The sequence below is a fragment of the Drouetiella sp. genome (assembly GCF_059504425.1).
In genome coordinates, this window is record NZ_JCACIN010000081.1 from 16,035 (window position 1) to 33,256 (window position 17,222).

14 protein-coding genes are annotated in these 17,222 nt (G+C 48.1%); 6 read left to right on the plus strand and 8 right to left on the minus strand.

Annotated features, from left to right (window positions below; translation table 11 throughout):
- Positions 1–394 precede the first annotated feature (394 nt).
- Positions 395–1,969 carry a sensor histidine kinase gene (locus AC5JMP_RS18600; RefSeq protein ID WP_495852977.1) on the plus strand — a complete coding sequence of 525 codons (1,575 nt, stop codon included), beginning with the start codon at positions 395–397 and terminating at the stop codon, positions 1,967–1,969.
- Positions 1,970–1,990: 21 nt separating this feature from the next.
- Here the strand turns inward: AC5JMP_RS18600 and AC5JMP_RS18605 are convergent, their stop codons facing one another.
- Positions 1,991–2,803 carry a M23 family metallopeptidase gene (locus AC5JMP_RS18605; protein WP_495852978.1) on the minus strand — a complete coding sequence of 271 codons (813 nt, stop codon included), beginning with the start codon at positions 2,801–2,803 and terminating at the stop codon, positions 1,991–1,993.
- Between the two features lie 379 nt (positions 2,804–3,182).
- Here AC5JMP_RS18605 and AC5JMP_RS18610 point away from each other — a divergent pair, with 379 nt between their 5' ends.
- From AC5JMP_RS18610 to AC5JMP_RS18620, 3 genes are all read left to right on the plus strand, one after another.
- Entirely contained in the window at positions 3,183–4,202 is a 1,020-nt protein-coding gene (locus AC5JMP_RS18610) for an aldo/keto reductase (RefSeq protein WP_495852979.1), read from the plus strand.
- 254 nt (positions 4,203–4,456) lie between these two features.
- Entirely contained in the window at positions 4,457–6,898 is a 2,442-nt protein-coding gene (locus AC5JMP_RS18615; protein WP_495852980.1) for a GAF domain-containing protein, read from the plus strand.
- Positions 6,899–6,977: 79 nt separating this feature from the next.
- A complete protein-coding gene (locus AC5JMP_RS18620) occupies positions 6,978–7,553 on the plus strand; it encodes a TMEM175 family protein (RefSeq protein WP_495852981.1) in 576 nt (191 codons plus the stop codon).
- A gap of 138 nt (positions 7,554–7,691) precedes the next feature.
- On the opposite strand, the gene AC5JMP_RS18625 is transcribed toward AC5JMP_RS18620, so the two are convergent.
- The 3 genes from AC5JMP_RS18625 to psbX form a co-directional block, all read right to left on the minus strand.
- A complete protein-coding gene (locus AC5JMP_RS18625; RefSeq protein ID WP_495852982.1) occupies positions 7,692–9,230 on the minus strand; it encodes a trypsin-like peptidase domain-containing protein in 1,539 nt (512 codons plus the stop codon).
- Between the two features lie 844 nt (positions 9,231–10,074).
- A complete protein-coding gene (locus AC5JMP_RS18630; protein WP_495852983.1) occupies positions 10,075–10,842 on the minus strand; it encodes a Ycf66 family protein in 768 nt (255 codons plus the stop codon).
- Positions 10,843–11,232: 390 nt separating this feature from the next.
- Complete coding sequence (gene psbX / locus AC5JMP_RS18635) at positions 11,233–11,352, minus strand: photosystem II reaction center protein PsbX (protein WP_495852984.1); 120 nt, start codon at positions 11,350–11,352, stop codon at positions 11,233–11,235.
- A 247-nt stretch (positions 11,353–11,599) separates the two neighbouring features.
- Between psbX and AC5JMP_RS18640 the strand changes: the two genes are divergently transcribed.
- Positions 11,600–11,887, plus strand: coding sequence for a YggT family protein (locus tag AC5JMP_RS18640; protein ID WP_495852985.1), 288 nt, complete (start codon positions 11,600–11,602; stop codon positions 11,885–11,887).
- A 101-nt stretch (positions 11,888–11,988) separates the two neighbouring features.
- Here AC5JMP_RS18640 and AC5JMP_RS18645 read toward each other — a convergent pair whose 3' ends face one another.
- From AC5JMP_RS18645 to AC5JMP_RS18655, 3 genes are all read right to left on the minus strand, one after another.
- Positions 11,989–12,915 carry an Npun_R2821/Npun_R2822 family protein gene (locus AC5JMP_RS18645; protein ID WP_495852986.1) on the minus strand — a complete coding sequence of 309 codons (927 nt, stop codon included), beginning with the start codon at positions 12,913–12,915 and terminating at the stop codon, positions 11,989–11,991.
- 63 nt (positions 12,916–12,978) lie between these two features.
- On the minus strand, positions 12,979–13,965 hold the full coding sequence (locus AC5JMP_RS18650) for an Npun_R2821/Npun_R2822 family protein (RefSeq protein ID WP_495852987.1): 987 nt from the start codon (positions 13,963–13,965) through the stop codon (positions 12,979–12,981).
- Between the two features lie 63 nt (positions 13,966–14,028).
- Positions 14,029–14,988, minus strand: coding sequence for a glycosyltransferase family 10 domain-containing protein (locus tag AC5JMP_RS18655; RefSeq protein WP_495852988.1), 960 nt, complete (start codon positions 14,986–14,988; stop codon positions 14,029–14,031).
- 356 nt (positions 14,989–15,344) lie between these two features.
- On the opposite strand from AC5JMP_RS18655, the gene AC5JMP_RS18660 reads away from it, so the two are divergent.
- Positions 15,345–16,292, plus strand: a complete 948-nt coding sequence (locus AC5JMP_RS18660; protein WP_495852989.1) for a type II toxin-antitoxin system RelE family toxin — start codon at positions 15,345–15,347, stop codon at positions 16,290–16,292.
- 33 nt (positions 16,293–16,325) lie between these two features.
- Here the strand turns inward: AC5JMP_RS18660 and AC5JMP_RS18665 are convergent, their stop codons facing one another.
- On the minus strand, positions 16,326–17,210 hold the full coding sequence (locus AC5JMP_RS18665; protein ID WP_495852990.1) for an ABC transporter permease: 885 nt from the start codon (positions 17,208–17,210) through the stop codon (positions 16,326–16,328).
- Positions 17,211–17,222: the final 12 nt, after the last annotated feature.

Here is a 17,222-nt window from a genome sequence, read left to right on the forward strand (position 1 = left end):
TTTGCAGAATTTGACTTAGCTCTAGGAGAATATGGTTTTCTCACAGCGAATGATAACGCTACTAATAGCGGTATGAACGCATTTTTTTGACGAAAGCTCCACCTTTAGCGTAGCTCTGAGTCATTGATCCAAAGCGTAATTCATCAGATGCTTATGAAGGGAATATACCCAGTTGGCAGTAGAAATCCTTCACACAAATTTCAAGAACTGTTGAGAAGAGTGGATCATTGGGCACTCTTAGGGCATAACGAAGCCGAATATCTTGTTTGGCCAAATGTTGTTTGGCTGAGTGTTGCTGTTTGGTTGAGTGTTGCTGTTTGGCTGAGTGTTGCTGTTTGGCTAAGCCGATCCTGCTGAACTCTTTCCGCTGTTCTGAATCACGATGGGTCGATTCATGACTATCTCCTACTCGAATACTCAAGCTGATGCCCAGAATTGCGACTCGGTGCTGCCTGCTTGCAAGATATCTTCTGAGGGTAAGTCCCAGCGACGATTTCAAAGTGAGACTCACTCCCCAGAGCTTTCGCTAGAGTCAACTCTGGCAGAATTGCCACTGCATCACTGCCAAGTTTCAGACGAGACTCTTGGTAAAGCGTTAGCCCAAGTGTTTGAGCGCTATCCTGCACTGCCCGGAGCTATTTTGCTGGAAGGCGATCGCTTTTTGGGCATGATTTCTCGGCAGCGATTGCTGGAGTTTTTGATTCGTCCTCAGGGAATGGCGTTTTTGCAGCAGCCGCTGTCGGTTCTGTATAGCTATGCGCGTAGCTGTAGCTTGATATTGCCCGCTACAACATCGATTATGGTTGCCGCACAGATGGCATTGCGGCGATCGCCCCAAGAGCGCAATGAGCCGATTATCGTTCAGAGCCACGAGCTTCAGAACCATGAGCTTCAGAACCATGAGCCTCAGACCTATCAGTTGCTGGATGTCCATGAACTCAACATTGCCTACTGGCAAATTCGGGGTCTAGAAACACAGGTTCGCTATGAGCGCGCCCAAGTGCAGATGATCCAGACTGAAAAAATGGCGAGTTTGGGACGCTTGGTGGATGGCGTTGCTCACGAGATTCTTGATCCGGTCGGCTTCATCTGGGGCAACTTAGTGCATGTCTCTCACTACACAAGCCAGATCTTGACGCTTTTAGAAGCCTATGAGCAGCACTTGCCAGAGGTTCCGGCGGCGATCGCTCAGATCCAGGAAGACATTGAGCTAAGCTATCTGCGGCAGGATTTGCCCCAAACTCTGATCAGTATGAGAACCGGAGCCGATCGCCTTAAAAAACTCTCGGCTAGCCTCCAAAACTTTTGTCACATTGATGAGGTTTACCCCAAACCTACTAATCTACATGAATGCCTTGACAGCATCTTGCTGCTGCTTAAAAGTCGTCTGAGTAGCGAGATTGAAATTGTTCGTCACTATGGTCATCTTCCCCCGATCGCCTGCTACGCCGGACAGCTGAATCAGGTGTTCATTAACATTCTCACGAATGCTGTAGATGCTTTGCTCAATCGATCGGTCAGACAGGGCATTGCCGCAGAGTTGGGTCAGCAGCCTGCATCAAGGCTTTCTAAAGCCCGAATTGTCATTACGACTCAAGTTCTTGCCCATTCTGACGGCAAAAATACAGCCCGTGAGCGCTGGGTGTCGATTCGAATCGCTGACAATGGCTCAGGAGTCTCGCCTGACAAAAGAGAGCAGATTTTAGCGTCTTTTTCCACAGAGCAGCGAGCGGCTAAGGAAACCAGTTTAGGGGTAAGCTATCAAATCGTCACTGCAAAGCATGGCGGCAAACTCAACTTTCGCTCTTTAAGTCCAGAATTAAGTCCAGAAACTTTAGGCGCAGAAACTTTGGGCGCAGAAACTTCAAGTCCAGGAACCCTATCTCAAGGCTCAGCTGGCGATTCAGATGTTGACTTTACAGAGATGCAGAGCGGGACTGAGTTTGAAATTTTATTGCCTCTGGTGTAGTCGGCTAGCTTCGAGTGGCGTTTACTGAAGGCGATCGCCTGCTGCCTGCGATGCGGCTTCCTGACCTGAATACATGGCTTGCAGCACATAGGCAGGGTCTACCCAATTGCCGTCATACTTTAAGCCCCAGTGCAGGTGTGGCCCTGTCGTCCGCCCGGTCATGCCCACGCGCCCAATTCTTGCCCCCGCAACCACTTGTTGACCTTCGTAGATCTGGAGACCGCCTTCGCGATCGAGCATGAAGCGTCCCCGGCTATCTGTTTCGACATGTCCTTCCATATGGCAATAGATATGCGTCCAATTGCCCGATTCCACCACAACCGAAGTCCCACAATTGCTCTCATCCGAGACTTCCACCACTTTGCCGCCCCACCAGTTGCGCACATAGCTGCCCTCTGGAGCCGCCATGTCTAGCCCGTAGTGAAACTCTTGGCTGTAGCCGCCGCTAGGGGATTGTCGGTACCCAAAGGGTGAGGTGTATGCCTGAAAGCTCTCGACGGGAAAAGAAGCACCGTTCCAAGCATTGACTGAAGCAGCAACTTGGTTGGGCGAAATTTGGGAAAGAGGCTGCTGCGGATCGTCCACTTTACCCGCACTCAATGCCGAGGTTTTAGCGTCAGGAGCATCAACGCTAAAACTAATGGCTGGGTCGATCGCCTCTCCCTTAGATGGAACAGAGGATGGAATCTGGGGCGATCGAGTCGAGTGCGCTGAGGACAGGTCAACGGCTCTGACTCCTTGCTGAGTTGCTTCTAGGACGACCAATCCACATAACGCCATGCCAACTAGCAGCGCTAAGCTTTTCCCTAAATCTTTGATCTGTCGATTCATCATGGGTAACGGGGACTTGGATTCAATTTCTTTGTGGGATTGTAGATTTGGCTGTTCAATCGCTCCCTCGATCGTTTGATGCAAAGCTTATAGTGATGCAAAGCTTATAGTGAAGCCATGCCCTGTAAAACGTCAGCGGTGATATTTGGACACTTGCTGTTCAGGTCACAAATTGCTGTTCAGGTCACTAAATGCTGTTCAGGTCACCGAGTGCGGGTTCTAAGGAGCTTGAATTAACCGTTCAAGTGGGTCACTTTAAGTCAACTATTTAGAGTAATGCAGTCATTGGGCAACTGTACTACAGAGTTTGTTAAGTTTGTTTAACTCAGCTTCAATCATTCTGCATCAGAAATGGCGTTATGGATATATTGCAACTCGTAGCATGAGCCTACCGGAATCTAGCAAACTAAAATTCACTCCTGATCTGACAATTTGCCGCATTTTAAACGGGATGTGGCAGGTGTCGGGAGGTCATGGAGCGATCGATCCGCCTAAGGCGATTACCAGCATGTTTGCTTACTTTGACGCAGGGTACACCACCTGGGATTTAGCCGATCACTATGGCCCAGCAGAAAACTTTATCGGTGAGTTTCGACGGCAGCTAGAGGCAGCCCAGGGTGAGGCGGCACTCTCGCAAATTCAGGCGTTTACCAAATGGGTGCCTCGATCGGGACGAATGACGCGTCAAATTGTAGAACACAATGTTGGCATTTCTCTCCGGCGGATGAATGTGAAATGTCTGGACTTAATGCAGTTTCACTGGTGGGATTATCAAGACACGAACTATCTGGATGCGCTGAAACATTTGGCAGATCTCCAGAATCTAGGCAAGATTAAACATCTGGCTTTGACCAATTTTGATACAAAACATTTGGAGATCATTCTAGATAATAATATCCAGATTGTTTCTAATCAGGTGCAGTATTCGTTAGTCGATCGCCGTCCCCAGGTCCAAATGGTGCAGCTGTGTCAGGAACATGGCATTCAGCTCCTCACCTATGGCAGCTTGTGTGGAGGACTATTCTCAGAGCACTATCTGGGACAGTTAGAGCCTGGACGCTGGGATTTGGCTACGGTTTCGCTCAGAAAGTACAAGCAAATGGTGGATGCTTGGGGAGGCTGGAAGCTGTTTCAGCAGCTCCTAGAGGTGCTGGATACGATCGCCCGAAAGCATGGTGTTTCGATCGCTAACGTCGCGGTTCGGTCTGTGCTGGATCAGCCGATGGTAGCGGGGGCGATCGTGGGTGCAAGGCTAGGTCTTTCAGAGCATCTTCAGGATAATGCCAGGGTGTTTGATCTGAAGCTGGATCAGGACGACTACCTGCAAATTGAATCGGTAGTGAGCCGATCGCGCGATCTATATCAGCTCATAGGAGACTGTGGAGAGGAATACCGACGATAGATGAAACGGAGAGTATTCTCAAGAACAGCATCCGTAAAACTTCTTAATTCACACTTACCTAACAACCGATCGCAGCTTCTTCAACAAATCTAATAGGTAGATGCCTTGCGAATGCCATATAACGAAGATGTGCAAGAAGTTGACTTTCAAACTATCAGTGGTGTGCAAAATAGGTGCATGAGTTAGGTGCGTGAGTGTAGAACTTACCTAATTTCTAAGCGTTTGATTCCTGTCGTATGCCCCCGTGAATCCTCATGACAATTGCTCCCTCCAATGGCATGTTGGCAACTCTGACTCAGGCAAACCGTAGGGGAGATCTGACGAACCGAGTTCGCGACTTGCCCGTGCCGCAGTTTGTCGATTTGTTAGATCAGATTACCCGCGAGTTTGAGCAATTCCTCCGGGCGATCGACATGATCAACAATGAAGCGCTGGAGACCATGCTGGAGCAGATTTTGGAGGCGTTCACGCTCAAAATTGGGCAAATTCTCCAAGCCGATCGCACCACCATTTATTTGGTAGATGAAGAAAAGGGGCAGCTTTGGGCAAAGGTCGCTCAAGACGAAAAGGGGCGATCGCTAGAAATTCATTTGCCCTTGACGGTCGGTATTGCTGGACAGGTTGCGGCTACGGGGCAATGTCTCAACATTACCGATGCCTATAGCCATCCTCTGTTTAATCGAGATGTCGATCAGCGCACAGGCTACCGGACACGAAACATTCTCTGTATGCCGATCTTCAGCACCAAAAATCATGTGGTTGCGGTCGTGCAGTTGCTTAACAAACAGGGCAGCGCACCTTTTGACGAAGGCGATGAGCAGCGATTTCGTGAATTTGCTGCCTCTATGGGCATCATTCTAGAAAGCTGCAACTCTTTCTATATGGCGGCTCGTAATCAGCGAGGGGTCACGGCTTTACTCAAGGCGACTGCTTCTCTGGGGCAAAGTCTGGATCTCGAAAAAACGTTGCATTCCGTTATGCACGAAGCCCAGCAGCTCATGGGAGCCGACCGCAGCACATTATTTCTCGTGGACGAAGATCGCCGTGAGCTGTGGTCAAAAGTGACGACGGCAGATGATCAATCCATTATGGAAATTCGGTTGCCGATCGATCGGGGTATCGTGGGCTATGTGGCTTCTACCAGGCAAAGCCTCAACATTACCGATGCCTACCAAGACCCCCGCTGGGACCCTAGTGTCGATCGGCTGACGGGTTACAGGACGCGCACGATTCTCTGTATCCCGGTTTACAACTCTGAAGGGACGCTAATTGGCGTGACTCAGCTCATCAACAAAAAGCAAGGCAGCTTTACCACCTCTGATGAGGAATTCATGCGCGCCTTTAACATTCAGGCGGGTATTGCCCTAGAAAACGCTCAGCTCTTTGAACATGTCTTGCTAGAGAAGCAGTACCAAAAAGATATTCTGCAAAGCCTTTCGGATGCGGTCATCTCGACCGATATGCAGGGCAGGATTGTCACCATCAACGATGCCGCTCTCAATCTGCTGGGCTGTGATTTGCCCGATCGCGCCAATTGCCATCAGATCAACACCTGTGCCGAAGATCTGAAGGGCTGTCTGGTGTGGAAAATCTTGCCGATCGACCAGCTGCAAACCTATCTAGAAGCCAGCCTCAGTACGGGCAAAAAGAACTACATTCCTGAACAAACGCTCACCATGGGCTTATGTGATTCAAAAGCCTGTACTCCGATGCGCAACATTGAGCGCAGCATTAATCTCACCGTCAACCCGTTGACCAATCCTGAAGGCAGCGTCCGGGGCGGCTTAATCGTGCTAGAAGACATTAGCCAGGAAAAGCGCATGAAGACAACCCTATATCGCTACATGAATCCCGGCGTTGCCGAGCGGGTCATGGCGTTAGGTGATGAGGCGCTGATGGAGGGCGAGCGGAAGGAAGTCACCATTCTGTTCTCGGATATTCGCGGTTACACCTCGCTAACTGAAGAAATGGAAGCTTCAGAGGTCGTGTCGTTGCTGAATCACTATTTCGGCACCATGGTAGAGGCGGTGTTTAACCATGAAGGCACTTTGGATAAATTCATGGGCGATGCCCTGATGGCGGTATTTGGTACACCCCTGCCATTAGAAAATCATGCCTGGATGGCAGTTCAGTCGGCGTTAGATATGCGACAACGCCTTGCCCACTTTAATCAAGAGCGTCAGCTTGCCGCTCTGCCTTCCATCCGGATTGGCGTTGGCTTAAGCTCTGGAGCCGTGGTGTCCGGCAACATTGGCTCTCAAAAGCGAATGGACTACACCGTCATCGGCAATGGCGTAGACATTAGCTCTCGACTAGAAGGAGCAACCAAAGAGTATGGCTGTGACATTATTCTCAGTGAGTTTACCTATGAGCTGTGCCAAGACAAAATTTGGGTACGTGAACTCGATCGCATCCGAGTCAAAGGCAAAAATAAGCCTGTGCGCATTTATGAGCTGATTGGCGATCGCGCCATCCCCCTACCGTCTGCCACTCAAGATTTTCTCGATCTCTACCAAGCTGGACGCGATGCCTACACTGCCAGAGACTTCCAGCGCGCTATCCGTCACTTCGAGCAGGCGCAAAGAATTCGAGCAGGCGACAAGGCGGTCGCTATGCAGATCGATCGAGCTAAGCAATACGCTCAACAGTCGCCATCGGAATCCTGGGATGGGGTATACACCATGCTGACTAAATGAGATTTTGACGAGGTGTATTCTAAAAATCGTCCAGATGTCATACTGACTCCCAAGGTTAGTAAAAGAGAGGTAATTACCTATGGGAAAAGGGAGGCTAGAGGCATTCAGCGATGGTGTGATTGCCATTATTATCACTATTATGGTGTTAGAGATGAAGGTGCCCCATGGCGCTGATTGGGCTGCATTACGTCCTTTAACTCCAGTATTTCTAAGCTACGTCCTTAGCTTTGTCTATCTAGGCATCTACTGGAATAACCACCACCATTTGTTACAGGCAGTCCAGCACGTCAATGGGCCTATCCTTTGGGCAAACCTACACCTATTGTTTTGGCTGTCTCTGTTCCCTTTTGCCACAGGTTGGATGGGCGAAAACCATTTTGCCGCCCTGCCCGTGGCTCTATATGGCGTGATTCTATTTCTAGCTGCGCTCGCCTATTTCATCCTTACCCGTGTCTTAGTGGCTCACCATGGGCAAGATTCGGCTTTAGCAACAGCGATCGGTCGAGACTCAAAAGGCAAAATATCGATGGTTGTCTATGCCGTCGCTATTCCCTTGGCTTTTGTAAACTCAGGACTTGCCTGTGCGCTGTATATTCTCGTGGCCGCTATCTGGCTCATTCCTGACCGCCGAATCGAAAAAACACTGATTTCATGAAGGGCTTGAGGGAACGCGCGATCGTCCTTAGCTTTGCCCTGCTTCATTCTTCGATAGGCAATCGGCTGCAAAAAAAGCCCAATGTTTCTAAGAGGCATCGGGCTTTTCTAACTAGCTACAGCTATGGTTTTCTAAGCGCTAGCGAACGACCAAAGTGTATTGTCCATTCCCCGTGTTATCGAAGGTGTTGGCGATCACTCGGTAGGTTCCCGTCGCGGGAAGCGTCAGGGTTAGAGATGAATTGGTATTGCTGGTAGAAACATCGTCATTTTGTCCCAACAGCTGCTCGTTGCTATCTAGCACCATCAGATAAGTATCGAAGTCTGAGCTTTCGAGCGAAACGGTGATGGTTTGCCCTGCGTTACCCTGAAAGGTGTGTTCGCGGTAAAAGCTGCCATCTGATTCCAATACAGGTGCGCCAGGCCCTAGGTTTCCCTGCTGTTGCAGCAAAGCCCTGCCCTCTTGCGCGCTGCCCTGTCGAGGACTGTTGGGCTGAGGGCTGTTGGGCTGAGGACTGTTGGGCTGTGGCTGAGTGTTGGGTCGGGTGCTAGGCGATTGAGAACCTGAGTTAGCAGCTATGCGTAAACTGTAGCTTCCCGTTTGTCCTGAGCCGTAGGAGTTTGCCAGAATGGTATAGGTTCCGTCAGCAGGTAGAGCCACCTCTAGCTTAGAGTTTGAACCACCGCCGCTATCATCATCTTGAGCAATATCCGTGCCGTCAGATGAGAGCAATATTAGATAAGAGTCAAGGTCACTACTAGACATCTCCACCACGATGCTCTGTCCAGCTCTACCTTCAAAGGTATAGGCGTTGTAGTAGCTATTGTCTGACGAGAGCGTTCCACTGGCGCGATCGAGTTTCCCCTGTATCGAACTATTCAAGGTGATTTTTTCCGCTCTTTGCCCACCGCCCAACATTGGCGACTGCTGAGCCACTCTGGAGGCGCGTCCTTCACGAACCGCCACTAGAAAAGGCTGAACGCGATCGATAGAGATAGCAAAGCCAATACCAATATTGCCGGATCGCTCTCCGGGTGAGAAGATGGCGCTATTCACGCCCACGATGTCTCCTTGGCTATTTAAGAGCGGCCCCCCAGAGTTGCCAGGATTGATGGCAGCATCGGTTTGAAGCAATCCACGATCGCGGTCAATCCGGCTGACGATTCCAGTGGTGAAAGTGCCCTGAAACTGTCCAAATGGGTTGCCAATAGCAAAAGCACGTTGCCCGACTTGAGCAGCATTTGGAGAGGCTAGCCGCAATGTCGGCAAGTTATTTTGTCCGCGAATTTTGATAGCTGCCAAATCTAGCCCTGCGTCACCAAACGCAACCACATCCGCATCAAAAGAGCGCCCGTCTGCCAGCGTCACTTTCACTGTTTCAGATCCAGCGACTACGTGCGCATTGGTCAGTACCAAGCCATCTGGGGAGATAATACTACCGCTGCCTGTCCCTTTCCCCGCATCGATTGAGACAACGGCAGGGCTTGCAGCTTTGTAGACACGAACATTCACATCATCTTCAGCTTCTTCTTGTGCTGAAACTCGGTGCGTGTTCTGCCCAAACTGGTTCAAGCTCAATAGTTCAACAGATGAAACTGCGTTCAGGAAATTAAGACCCACTGCGGTTCCGACAACAGCGAATCCTGACGTTGCGAGACGGAAAAACTTGCTCTTCATGCTTGGCTTTTAAGTGAGTGGGCGAGTTAGAGGAGTGGGCAAACGAGTAACTATTGAGATAAAGCAGATGTTGGGGCTTAAAGAAGAATTCAAAAGATGATTAGATCATTTGAAGATGTCAATAAAGACCGTGGATAAAAGTTGGCAAAAAATAGAAAACAGTCCGTGGCTTTTTGCTAAGGCTTTACATTTTTCACCCTGCTTCTTTATCTATCCGGGATAAACATAGACTGATGTATTTTGGGATACTAAAGCTTCTGAGTACTCAAGGCTGGGAAGGAACCTGACGTGAGGATAGACTCCTATGAAGTTAGATTCCTACCTATTGGCTGCGGATTGAAGATACAGGTCAATGCCCTGCTTTATTGCTATCTTTTTTCCAAGTAACGATCAGCGCTATAACCCTGTTCAGAGGGTCTTAACCTAATTAGGTATCTTCAACATTCATGTAGAGTACCCATCTAATGACTTCAAATCTCAGCTTAACGCTGAAAAACTTAAATAATAGAAGATTAGACGCACGGAATAATGGCTCTGTGAGATTTACGATCGCCCAGCAATTTCGGTTTCAGACACTTTACAGACTTGCTAAAGAAATTATAAAAAATGAAGACTGTCCGCACAGTCTTCATAAGTATTAACTTGCGGTTGGCTGTTTAACTATGCCGACCGATTAAATCAGCAGGCACTTGAGCCAAGGATAATTTTTTGTGTGAGAGGGGCGCGCTCTGCCCCCTTGTACAAAATATTCATCCTGGAGACAGCAACGCCAATCAGCGAAAGAGTAGACAGATCAAATCAGAACAACAGAAACGCGATCGCAGTAAAAAATACAATTAGACGTTCATACCGGATCTTCACCAGGATAATCAATCGGCTGATAGTCTACGTAATTAGGATCGTCGTTTCTATTGCGGGAAGAGCCTTGAGGTGGACGCTGACGAGGTGAGCGGGAGACTCGATCCTCTCTTACTCCGGGACGAGAAGCGCTGCGGCTATCTCCCCAACCTGAAGAGCGATCGTCTTGATAATCGTCGTCCCAAACGCTGCGATTCTCAGAGCGATCGGGTGCTGCCGGACGTGAAGCACGGGGGCGGCGCGGGCGATCGGCACCGTTTAATCCAGGGCGATCGGTGTTGCGGCTACTAGAAGGACGACGACGAAATTCGCCATCAGAGGTGCTGTACCCATCCACATCGTCGGAGCGACCGTCTCTGGAGCCACGGATTCGTCTGGTCACCGTGCGGTTGTTGTCTATCGGCGTGAGGTCATCTAACTCGGCTCTGTAGACGCGGCTAACGGGGCGATCGTCGTCAACAATGGGGGTGCTGCGTTTGGCTTGTTCGGTAGCAATGCCTCTCAGTCGAATGGCTTCAACTGCAAACCAGGCAGCGGCTCCTGCCAGCATAAACTGCCCAAATTGCAAAACAATATCCTGCCGCCAGCTATTGAAAAATAGAATTCCGCCACAGCCTACGGCAATGACCGCCAGGGCAATGTCTTGATCTCTCGCGAGTGCAGGTCGAAACGTTCGCAAAAAATAGAGCGCGACACCTCCCAAAGCAAGCGCAATGCCAACTAGGCTGCCTACGCCGAATCCAATATTTACCATTTCATCCTCTCTATTGGTCTATCCCGTGATCTGTCCCGCTAATTCTGTCTCTATGTTAGCGATTCTAAGCCCGCAATCTACCGAATGCCCTACAAAGGCTGAAGATTCTACTCTAAGTTAGGCTCTGGATTAGAAAGCCTTTGGTTAAAAGCTCACTAGATTAAAGGCTCACACTGCAACTTCATAAAAAACTTCGGCAATTCAGACATCCGCCGTTTTTTAAAACCGACATCTATCTCCTTGCCGAAGGCTCGGATTCAAAATTTCTGAAGAGCATTTAATCTCTGAAGAGCATTTGTTCAGGTGCGGAAGGTGAGCAACTGCGTAAACGAGCCATAGATGAGACGGTCTCATCCTAGCTTTGCTTAGTCAAATCGCCATCCGAAAAATCTAGGAGCGTTGAATTTTATCTTTTTGGCTGATGAAAACTAGCGCTACTGTGATGGGAATCACAATTACGACTACGCCTGCCAAGATGCTGTAAAGGAAATTCGCTAAAGAGGGTGTCATGGGGTTTTATCCTTAAAAAGGAGCTGGAGACAACTTTTTGTTACTGATAATCTTATCAAAAAACGAGCTAATGCCCCTGATTCTCAGACCTGGGAATGCAGACGTTTCTCTGGATTGAGCGGCACCTGAAAACGCTAAGATATGAATGAATTGTTTACAAAATTGTTGTAAAAATTAATTTGCTGAAGCCACAATCCCATGACTTCAGCACAAAATCTAAAATCTTGAAGCATTTCCTTAACTCTTTATGACTGCCGCCGCGATCGCCAACCTAATCCTCTCCCTCCTGCTGGGATTAATGGTTTTGCTCTTTATCTTCCGCATCATCTTGACTTGGTATCCCCAAATTGACCTAACTCGGATGCCTTACAAATTGGTGGCTGCACCGACTGAACCCTTGCTTAGCCCTATTAGAAAGCTAGTGCCTCCAGTAGGCGGCGTAGATGTAACGCCAATTATTTGGGTCGGGATTTTTAGCTTGATTAGAGAAATTCTTCTGGGTCAACAAGGTCTGCTGACGATGATGAACTTTTAGGCAAGCCCGTAGACTCAAGTAGATCGCAAATCAGGGTTTTGTGGCGCGCTCAGCGCGCCACAAAACCCTAAAGGCTAGGAGGACTTTGCGATTTACTGAGGCTACAAAGCTGAGAACCGAGCGATCGCTCGATCAACCACGCCCCGAAATCTGCCCTTTTTAATAACGGGCTGCGTTACGGACTGAGCTGAAGGCTTGGCTTCATTCAAATATCGATAATGCTCCCAGATATCCCAATAGGGGCATCCGGGCTGAATTTTGATGCCCGCCCAGTGAAGATAGTGCAAAGGTTGAGCGACTTTGGTATCGAGGAGGCGATCGCCCTCTCGCACAAAGTGGGAGCTACCCGCCCAGTTGCCGGGAGCTTTCTGAGTCTGACGGGCGATATTGTGGCGCTTGGCAAGACGCTTCAGCACCATGTAATTAATGATGGGCTGGTCAGAGGTTTTTTGAGAGAAGTCAAAATATTCTGGGTGAGCGGCACATTCGGCAAATGTGGCATACAGATCGGCTTCAGTGATTGACCCTTTTTTAGAACCCCAAAAGCCGCCATTAAAAATTTCCTGACACTCAGCTTTTGTAAACACCTGGTCTTCTAAAACTTTGGGTGTGAAGACGTTGGCAATGCCGCCTGCGTACTGGTAGTCATTGCAGATAAAGTCAGCTTCGGCTAACGGGTTAAGGCGATCGCTAATTTTCTCAAACACGACAATATCAGTGTCGATGTAGAGAAATTCATCAAACTCGCCAAACCAGCAGGCTTGCTTACGAAATTGATTGGGACGGGCAAAAAAACGATCGCCAAAGATTTCATGAAGCCGTTGGGAAAGACGATCGATAAACGCTAAATCCTTATGAACCTGCACACTAAATCTTTTAGCTAGGACATCGGCTACAAGCTGATAGTTTTCATCATAAGGAATGAGTACGATGGGTGTCTCAGGGTCATAGTGTCGAATACTGTTGAGGAGAGCGATCGCATGATCAAGAACGCGATCGTTTGCCGTAATGTAAATGCCTCGTTTCATAGCTTGCAATCTTTATAGAAGTGAGTAAGTAGAAGTGAGTAAATAGAAGGAAGTAAGCGAACATTATCGAGTTAGCTTTAGCTTTTTCAGAATACGTTCTGGCATTCTGGCAGGGGCATCATAAGACATAGATTGACCTGTGAACATAGGTCGGTTTTCAGGTTCAGATAAATAGCGATAGTGGAGGAAGAGATCGCGATAGGGGAAGTCAATATTTTCGCCTTGACAAACACGATTGAAGAGGCTGGATGATAACCCGATGTAATGTAGATAGGTGAGTTGATTACCGCGATCGTACAGGAGGTTATCCTGAACTTTGAATCCTGGAGATGTGACACAGCATCCGGTTCTTTGCTCTGGCGGCAGTTCTAAGCCAAAGTTATAGGTAGATAAATTAGACTTCATCACCATATAATTTAATATTGTTTGGTCAGGAGCCATGGGATAGAGAATTTCTGCATCTCCTGTCTCAAGTTGTAATATCAACTCATTCTGCTGCTCTGCACTGAAAATCCCCTGCCGCGAGGCGTAAAGTCCGGAGCAGAAAATATTAGTAAGCTGTGCATCTGAAAAAACTTGAGCTAAGTGAGATGTTCGGGTATAGACATGACTCAAATCTTTGAATTGAAAGTCGTAAACCACCCAATCTTGTTGATCTAACTGATTAAAGATGAAATCTACAGAATTGAGTAGAATTGTGTCGGCATCCAGATAAAGGAAGCGATCGAACGGAGCATCAAATGCACAAAATCGCCGATGAGTTCCGACTCGATAATAGAAATTTAGATCGTTATTCTTCCAATACCGTCGAGCGGTAGGATGTGTATCCCAAACCTTTCTAGAAAAGCGATCCCAATGTTGAATTGAAGCTAAATTGGAGTAGAGTTGAACGTTAGGGCGCTTGGCAATTTCTGCGGCAATTTTGCTCGTATTGTCGTCATAGGGATAGACGCAGACAGGTATATCTTTCATGAAGACCTCAATACTATTGAGCAGGGCAACAAGCTGGTGATAAACCTGATCGTTTGCTAGAGTACAGATGCCATTCATAGTCTGGTTTTAGTTAGGAAAAGGGCGCCGATATTCCTGTAATGATTTTTATTGGGCGGGCTATTAGGAAAAAGACTCAACGAATTCGGCAAGCCAGTTTAAAAGATTGAGCTTATGCAAAATAATTTGACGAGCTTCAGCGATCGCCTCCTTTCTCTCATGCCAAGCTTCTGGCGTAGCGATAACTTCTTGAATATAGGCAATGCCCTTCTCGTCTAGGCTAGGCAATCGAAGGAAACTCTCAGGCGGCAAAAGTTGGTCTGCTGCGGAGCCACCGTAATAGATGGGTAAACACCAGGCTAATAGAGAATCCCACAATTTTTCGCTGACGTACCAGGCATTATCGGCATAGTTTTCGATCGCCAAATTGTAGTAGTAAGGAGCCATACTATGCCATTTATTTTTTATTTCTCCCTGGCTTTGAATATTTTGAGGGAGGTTACGACCATAAATATCGAGGCTGAGATGAGTTTGCTGAAGCTGTTGCAAAAACGTGAGACGCTGACGATGATTTGCCGTGCGGCTAATGCCTGAAGTAATCCAGCTACAGGAGCTAACTTTTTCTGGAATAGGCATCTGGTTGAGTTCACGAAATGAGTTGGCGTGGTACCAGATAGCAGGCATATAAGCAGGTGTGGGTGCTGAATCATCAGGACCTGCAATATAGCCGCAGTAGTCCTTTGCTATTGCGTAATTTAGATCATTTTGGTGTTGAACTTCTGTCAGCGGCGGCTCTCGCATCAAATAAATAATGTTCTCTTTGGGAACGCCCCGAAGTTCAGCTTGTGTCAGGGAATATTTAGTTGATTGCGATCTTTGAAAACGCGATCGCCAGGAGCTTTTCGGCGCTATCTGTTGATGAAAATCATACTGATACAGCAGTAAATAATCTGGCTGTGGAGCATTTTTAAGCATTTGAATATTTTCCCAAATGCCAAAGGCATGGGGAGTCTGCTGCCATAGCCAATCGCTTTGCGTCAGACCCTGATACGAGGTGATCATGCCGATTGTTGCTTTGCCCATGAAACCTCTGAGCGCTGTGTGCGCATTACTTGCGACCGTCTGTTGGCGGTGAGCTTGAGTCTAGAGTGCCCGAAAATTGGGAGAAGCACACGGTGTCGAGTTATTTCAACCGAAATGGTGAAAATCAGGCTGTTGAATCAGAATCAGGCTAATAACTTAGGCTTTCCATAGCATTGCTGAGTGGGCATTTCGTGGAGCGAAAAGTTAGACTGTCCAGAAGGACTCCACCAGGATTCGTTACAAAAAGCACCAATTCGCCCAGGTTTCTCAATTAGTATGAAGCTCTAATTCTCACCATTTACTGATACCTATGGCGTCCGCCGATCTGTGTAGTTTACCTAGGGTTGACAGAACACATGTTGAAAAATCAACTAGTCAAAGGGTTAATCGTTGCTTCGGGAACGCTTTTGATTACTGTCATTCTCAACTGGTTCAATTACACGGTTTTTCTAGGGTTATTTGCAGGGTTTCTAGGTTGGTGTGCCTGGGAGCAAACCGAAACAGCCCATCAATTGATTCAGAAGACGCAGCTTGAAAGCCAGCTTCAGGGGCAAATGCGAACTGAAGCCGCTCTGCTTCAGAATGAGCTAAAGGAGGTCAAGGTTCGATCGCAGGTCTTCTCGGAGCAGTTGAAGGTTGAGATTGACAGTAAGACCGAAGCTGAGGCAAGACTTTATGAGCTAGTGGGGCAGCTTCAAACCCATCAGGTTGCCCATAAAGACTATCAAGCAAAAATTAGCAAACTAGAGCGAGAACTGGCTAAAAAGCAGGGATTGCAGCAAGAGCTTGCCAATCGAGATGAATACATTGGTCTAATGCAGGATGCGATCGATGAAGAGCAAAACAAGCGCCAAGTATCTGAAAGTTTGGTAGAAAAATACTCCAATCAGGTTCAGGCTTTGGGCGCTGAAAACATTGCCTTAAAGGAGAGTCTAAGTCAAGCCAACCGTAAGCTAGGGGCTATCAAAGTAGACCACGCGCAGCCTGACAGTGAGCTTGAGAAAACAAGCGGTAGCTATGGATTAAAGATTGAATATCTGGGAGATCTGGAAGATTTGCCCGATCGCGAATACAAAAAGGTAATGGGCAAGATTTTTGCATTGCAGACGGAGCCAAGACCGCGCGATTGTGATTATCTAAGAAAGTTTATTTCTCGGCACGGCAAAATTTACCGCATCCGCACGGGTGACTATCGCATCTGTTACGTGATTGAAGAATCGCCTGTCAAACAAATTCGGGTGCTGATGGTGGACAACCGCAATGAGCGGATATACGACGATCGTCTGGGTAGTCGGCTGAGCTAAAGGCTTAAGCGCTGAGCCGAAAGCTTAAAGACGCTAACGATTCAAGCGTCGCTGTTCTCCTTTGTAGCGAATGTACTCAGAAGTCAAAGCCAGAAGTGCAGAAGCCAGAATAAGCACAACGCTGAGGGCATTAATGTCGGGCGAGATGCCAGTTTTGACGCGGCTATAAATCAGCATGGGTAGGGTGTTGACTCCGTTACCCGCCGTAAACCCAGAAATTAGCAGATCGTCCATGCTCAGGATGAAAGCCAGCAGGCACCCTGAGAGAATTGCCGGGATCAGCTCTGGTAGAAGAACTTTGATGAAAGCCTGCAAAGGCGTTGCTCCCAAATCCAACGCCGCCTCCTCTAAATGCGGATCGAGACTGGTGAGGCGGGTAGAAACAATGACCGCAATATAGGCTAAACAGAAAACAACGTGAGCCAGGATGACTGTGCCAAGGCTGAGGGAGGGCAGCGGCAAGCTCAACAGACCCATTTTTGCCAAGAATGCGTTGAGGGATTGAACGATGGGAGTTAAAACCCCAAAGAGCGAACTGAAGAAAACCAGAGTAGCAACAGCGATCGCAATATCTGGAATAATGAGCGGCAAATAGCTGACGCCCTTATAGAGTCCTTTGCCTGGGAACCGAAATTTTGCCAGCCCTACCGCCATCATGGTTCCTAAAACGGCGGATATCCCTACGGCAGAGAAGGCTACTGTCAGGCTGTCTTTCAGGGCTTCAAAAATGCGAACATCGCTGAACAACCTCTGATACCACCGGAAGCTAAAGCCCTCCCACGCAGTGCTGAAACGAGAAGAATTGAGGCTGTAAATCGCCATAATCAAAATAGGCAGATACATAAACCCAAACATCAGCAGGGTAAACATTGACTGCCAGGAAATCTTCAAGCGGGGCTTAGGAATCGTGGAATTCATGGTCAATTTAGC

Bases quoted from the DNA above. Each gene is read 5' to 3' on its own strand.
- AC5JMP_RS18600 (WP_495852977.1), top strand. From the start codon at position 395: ATGACTATCTCCTACTCGAATACTCAAGCTGATGCCCAGAATTGCGAC.
- AC5JMP_RS18605 (WP_495852978.1), bottom strand. From the start codon at position 2,803: ATGATGAATCGACAGATCAAAGATTTAGGGAAAAGCTTAGCGCTGCTA.
- AC5JMP_RS18610 (WP_495852979.1), top strand. From the start codon at position 3,183: ATGAGCCTACCGGAATCTAGCAAACTAAAATTCACTCCTGATCTGACA.
- AC5JMP_RS18615 (WP_495852980.1), top strand. From the start codon at position 4,457: ATGACAATTGCTCCCTCCAATGGCATGTTGGCAACTCTGACTCAGGCA.
- AC5JMP_RS18620 (WP_495852981.1), top strand. From the start codon at position 6,978: ATGGGAAAAGGGAGGCTAGAGGCATTCAGCGATGGTGTGATTGCCATT.
- AC5JMP_RS18625 (WP_495852982.1), bottom strand. From the start codon at position 9,230: ATGAAGAGCAAGTTTTTCCGTCTCGCAACGTCAGGATTCGCTGTTGTC.
- AC5JMP_RS18630 (WP_495852983.1), bottom strand. From the start codon at position 10,842: ATGGTAAATATTGGATTCGGCGTAGGCAGCCTAGTTGGCATTGCGCTT.
- psbX (WP_495852984.1), bottom strand. From the start codon at position 11,352: ATGACACCCTCTTTAGCGAATTTCCTTTACAGCATCTTGGCAGGCGTA.
- AC5JMP_RS18640 (WP_495852985.1), top strand. From the start codon at position 11,600: ATGACTGCCGCCGCGATCGCCAACCTAATCCTCTCCCTCCTGCTGGGA.
- AC5JMP_RS18645 (WP_495852986.1), bottom strand. From the start codon at position 12,915: ATGAAACGAGGCATTTACATTACGGCAAACGATCGCGTTCTTGATCAT.
- AC5JMP_RS18650 (WP_495852987.1), bottom strand. From the start codon at position 13,965: ATGAATGGCATCTGTACTCTAGCAAACGATCAGGTTTATCACCAGCTT.
- AC5JMP_RS18655 (WP_495852988.1), bottom strand. From the start codon at position 14,988: ATGGGCAAAGCAACAATCGGCATGATCACCTCGTATCAGGGTCTGACG.
- AC5JMP_RS18660 (WP_495852989.1), top strand. From the start codon at position 15,345: ATGTTGAAAAATCAACTAGTCAAAGGGTTAATCGTTGCTTCGGGAACG.
- AC5JMP_RS18665 (WP_495852990.1), bottom strand. From the start codon at position 17,210: ATGAATTCCACGATTCCTAAGCCCCGCTTGAAGATTTCCTGGCAGTCA.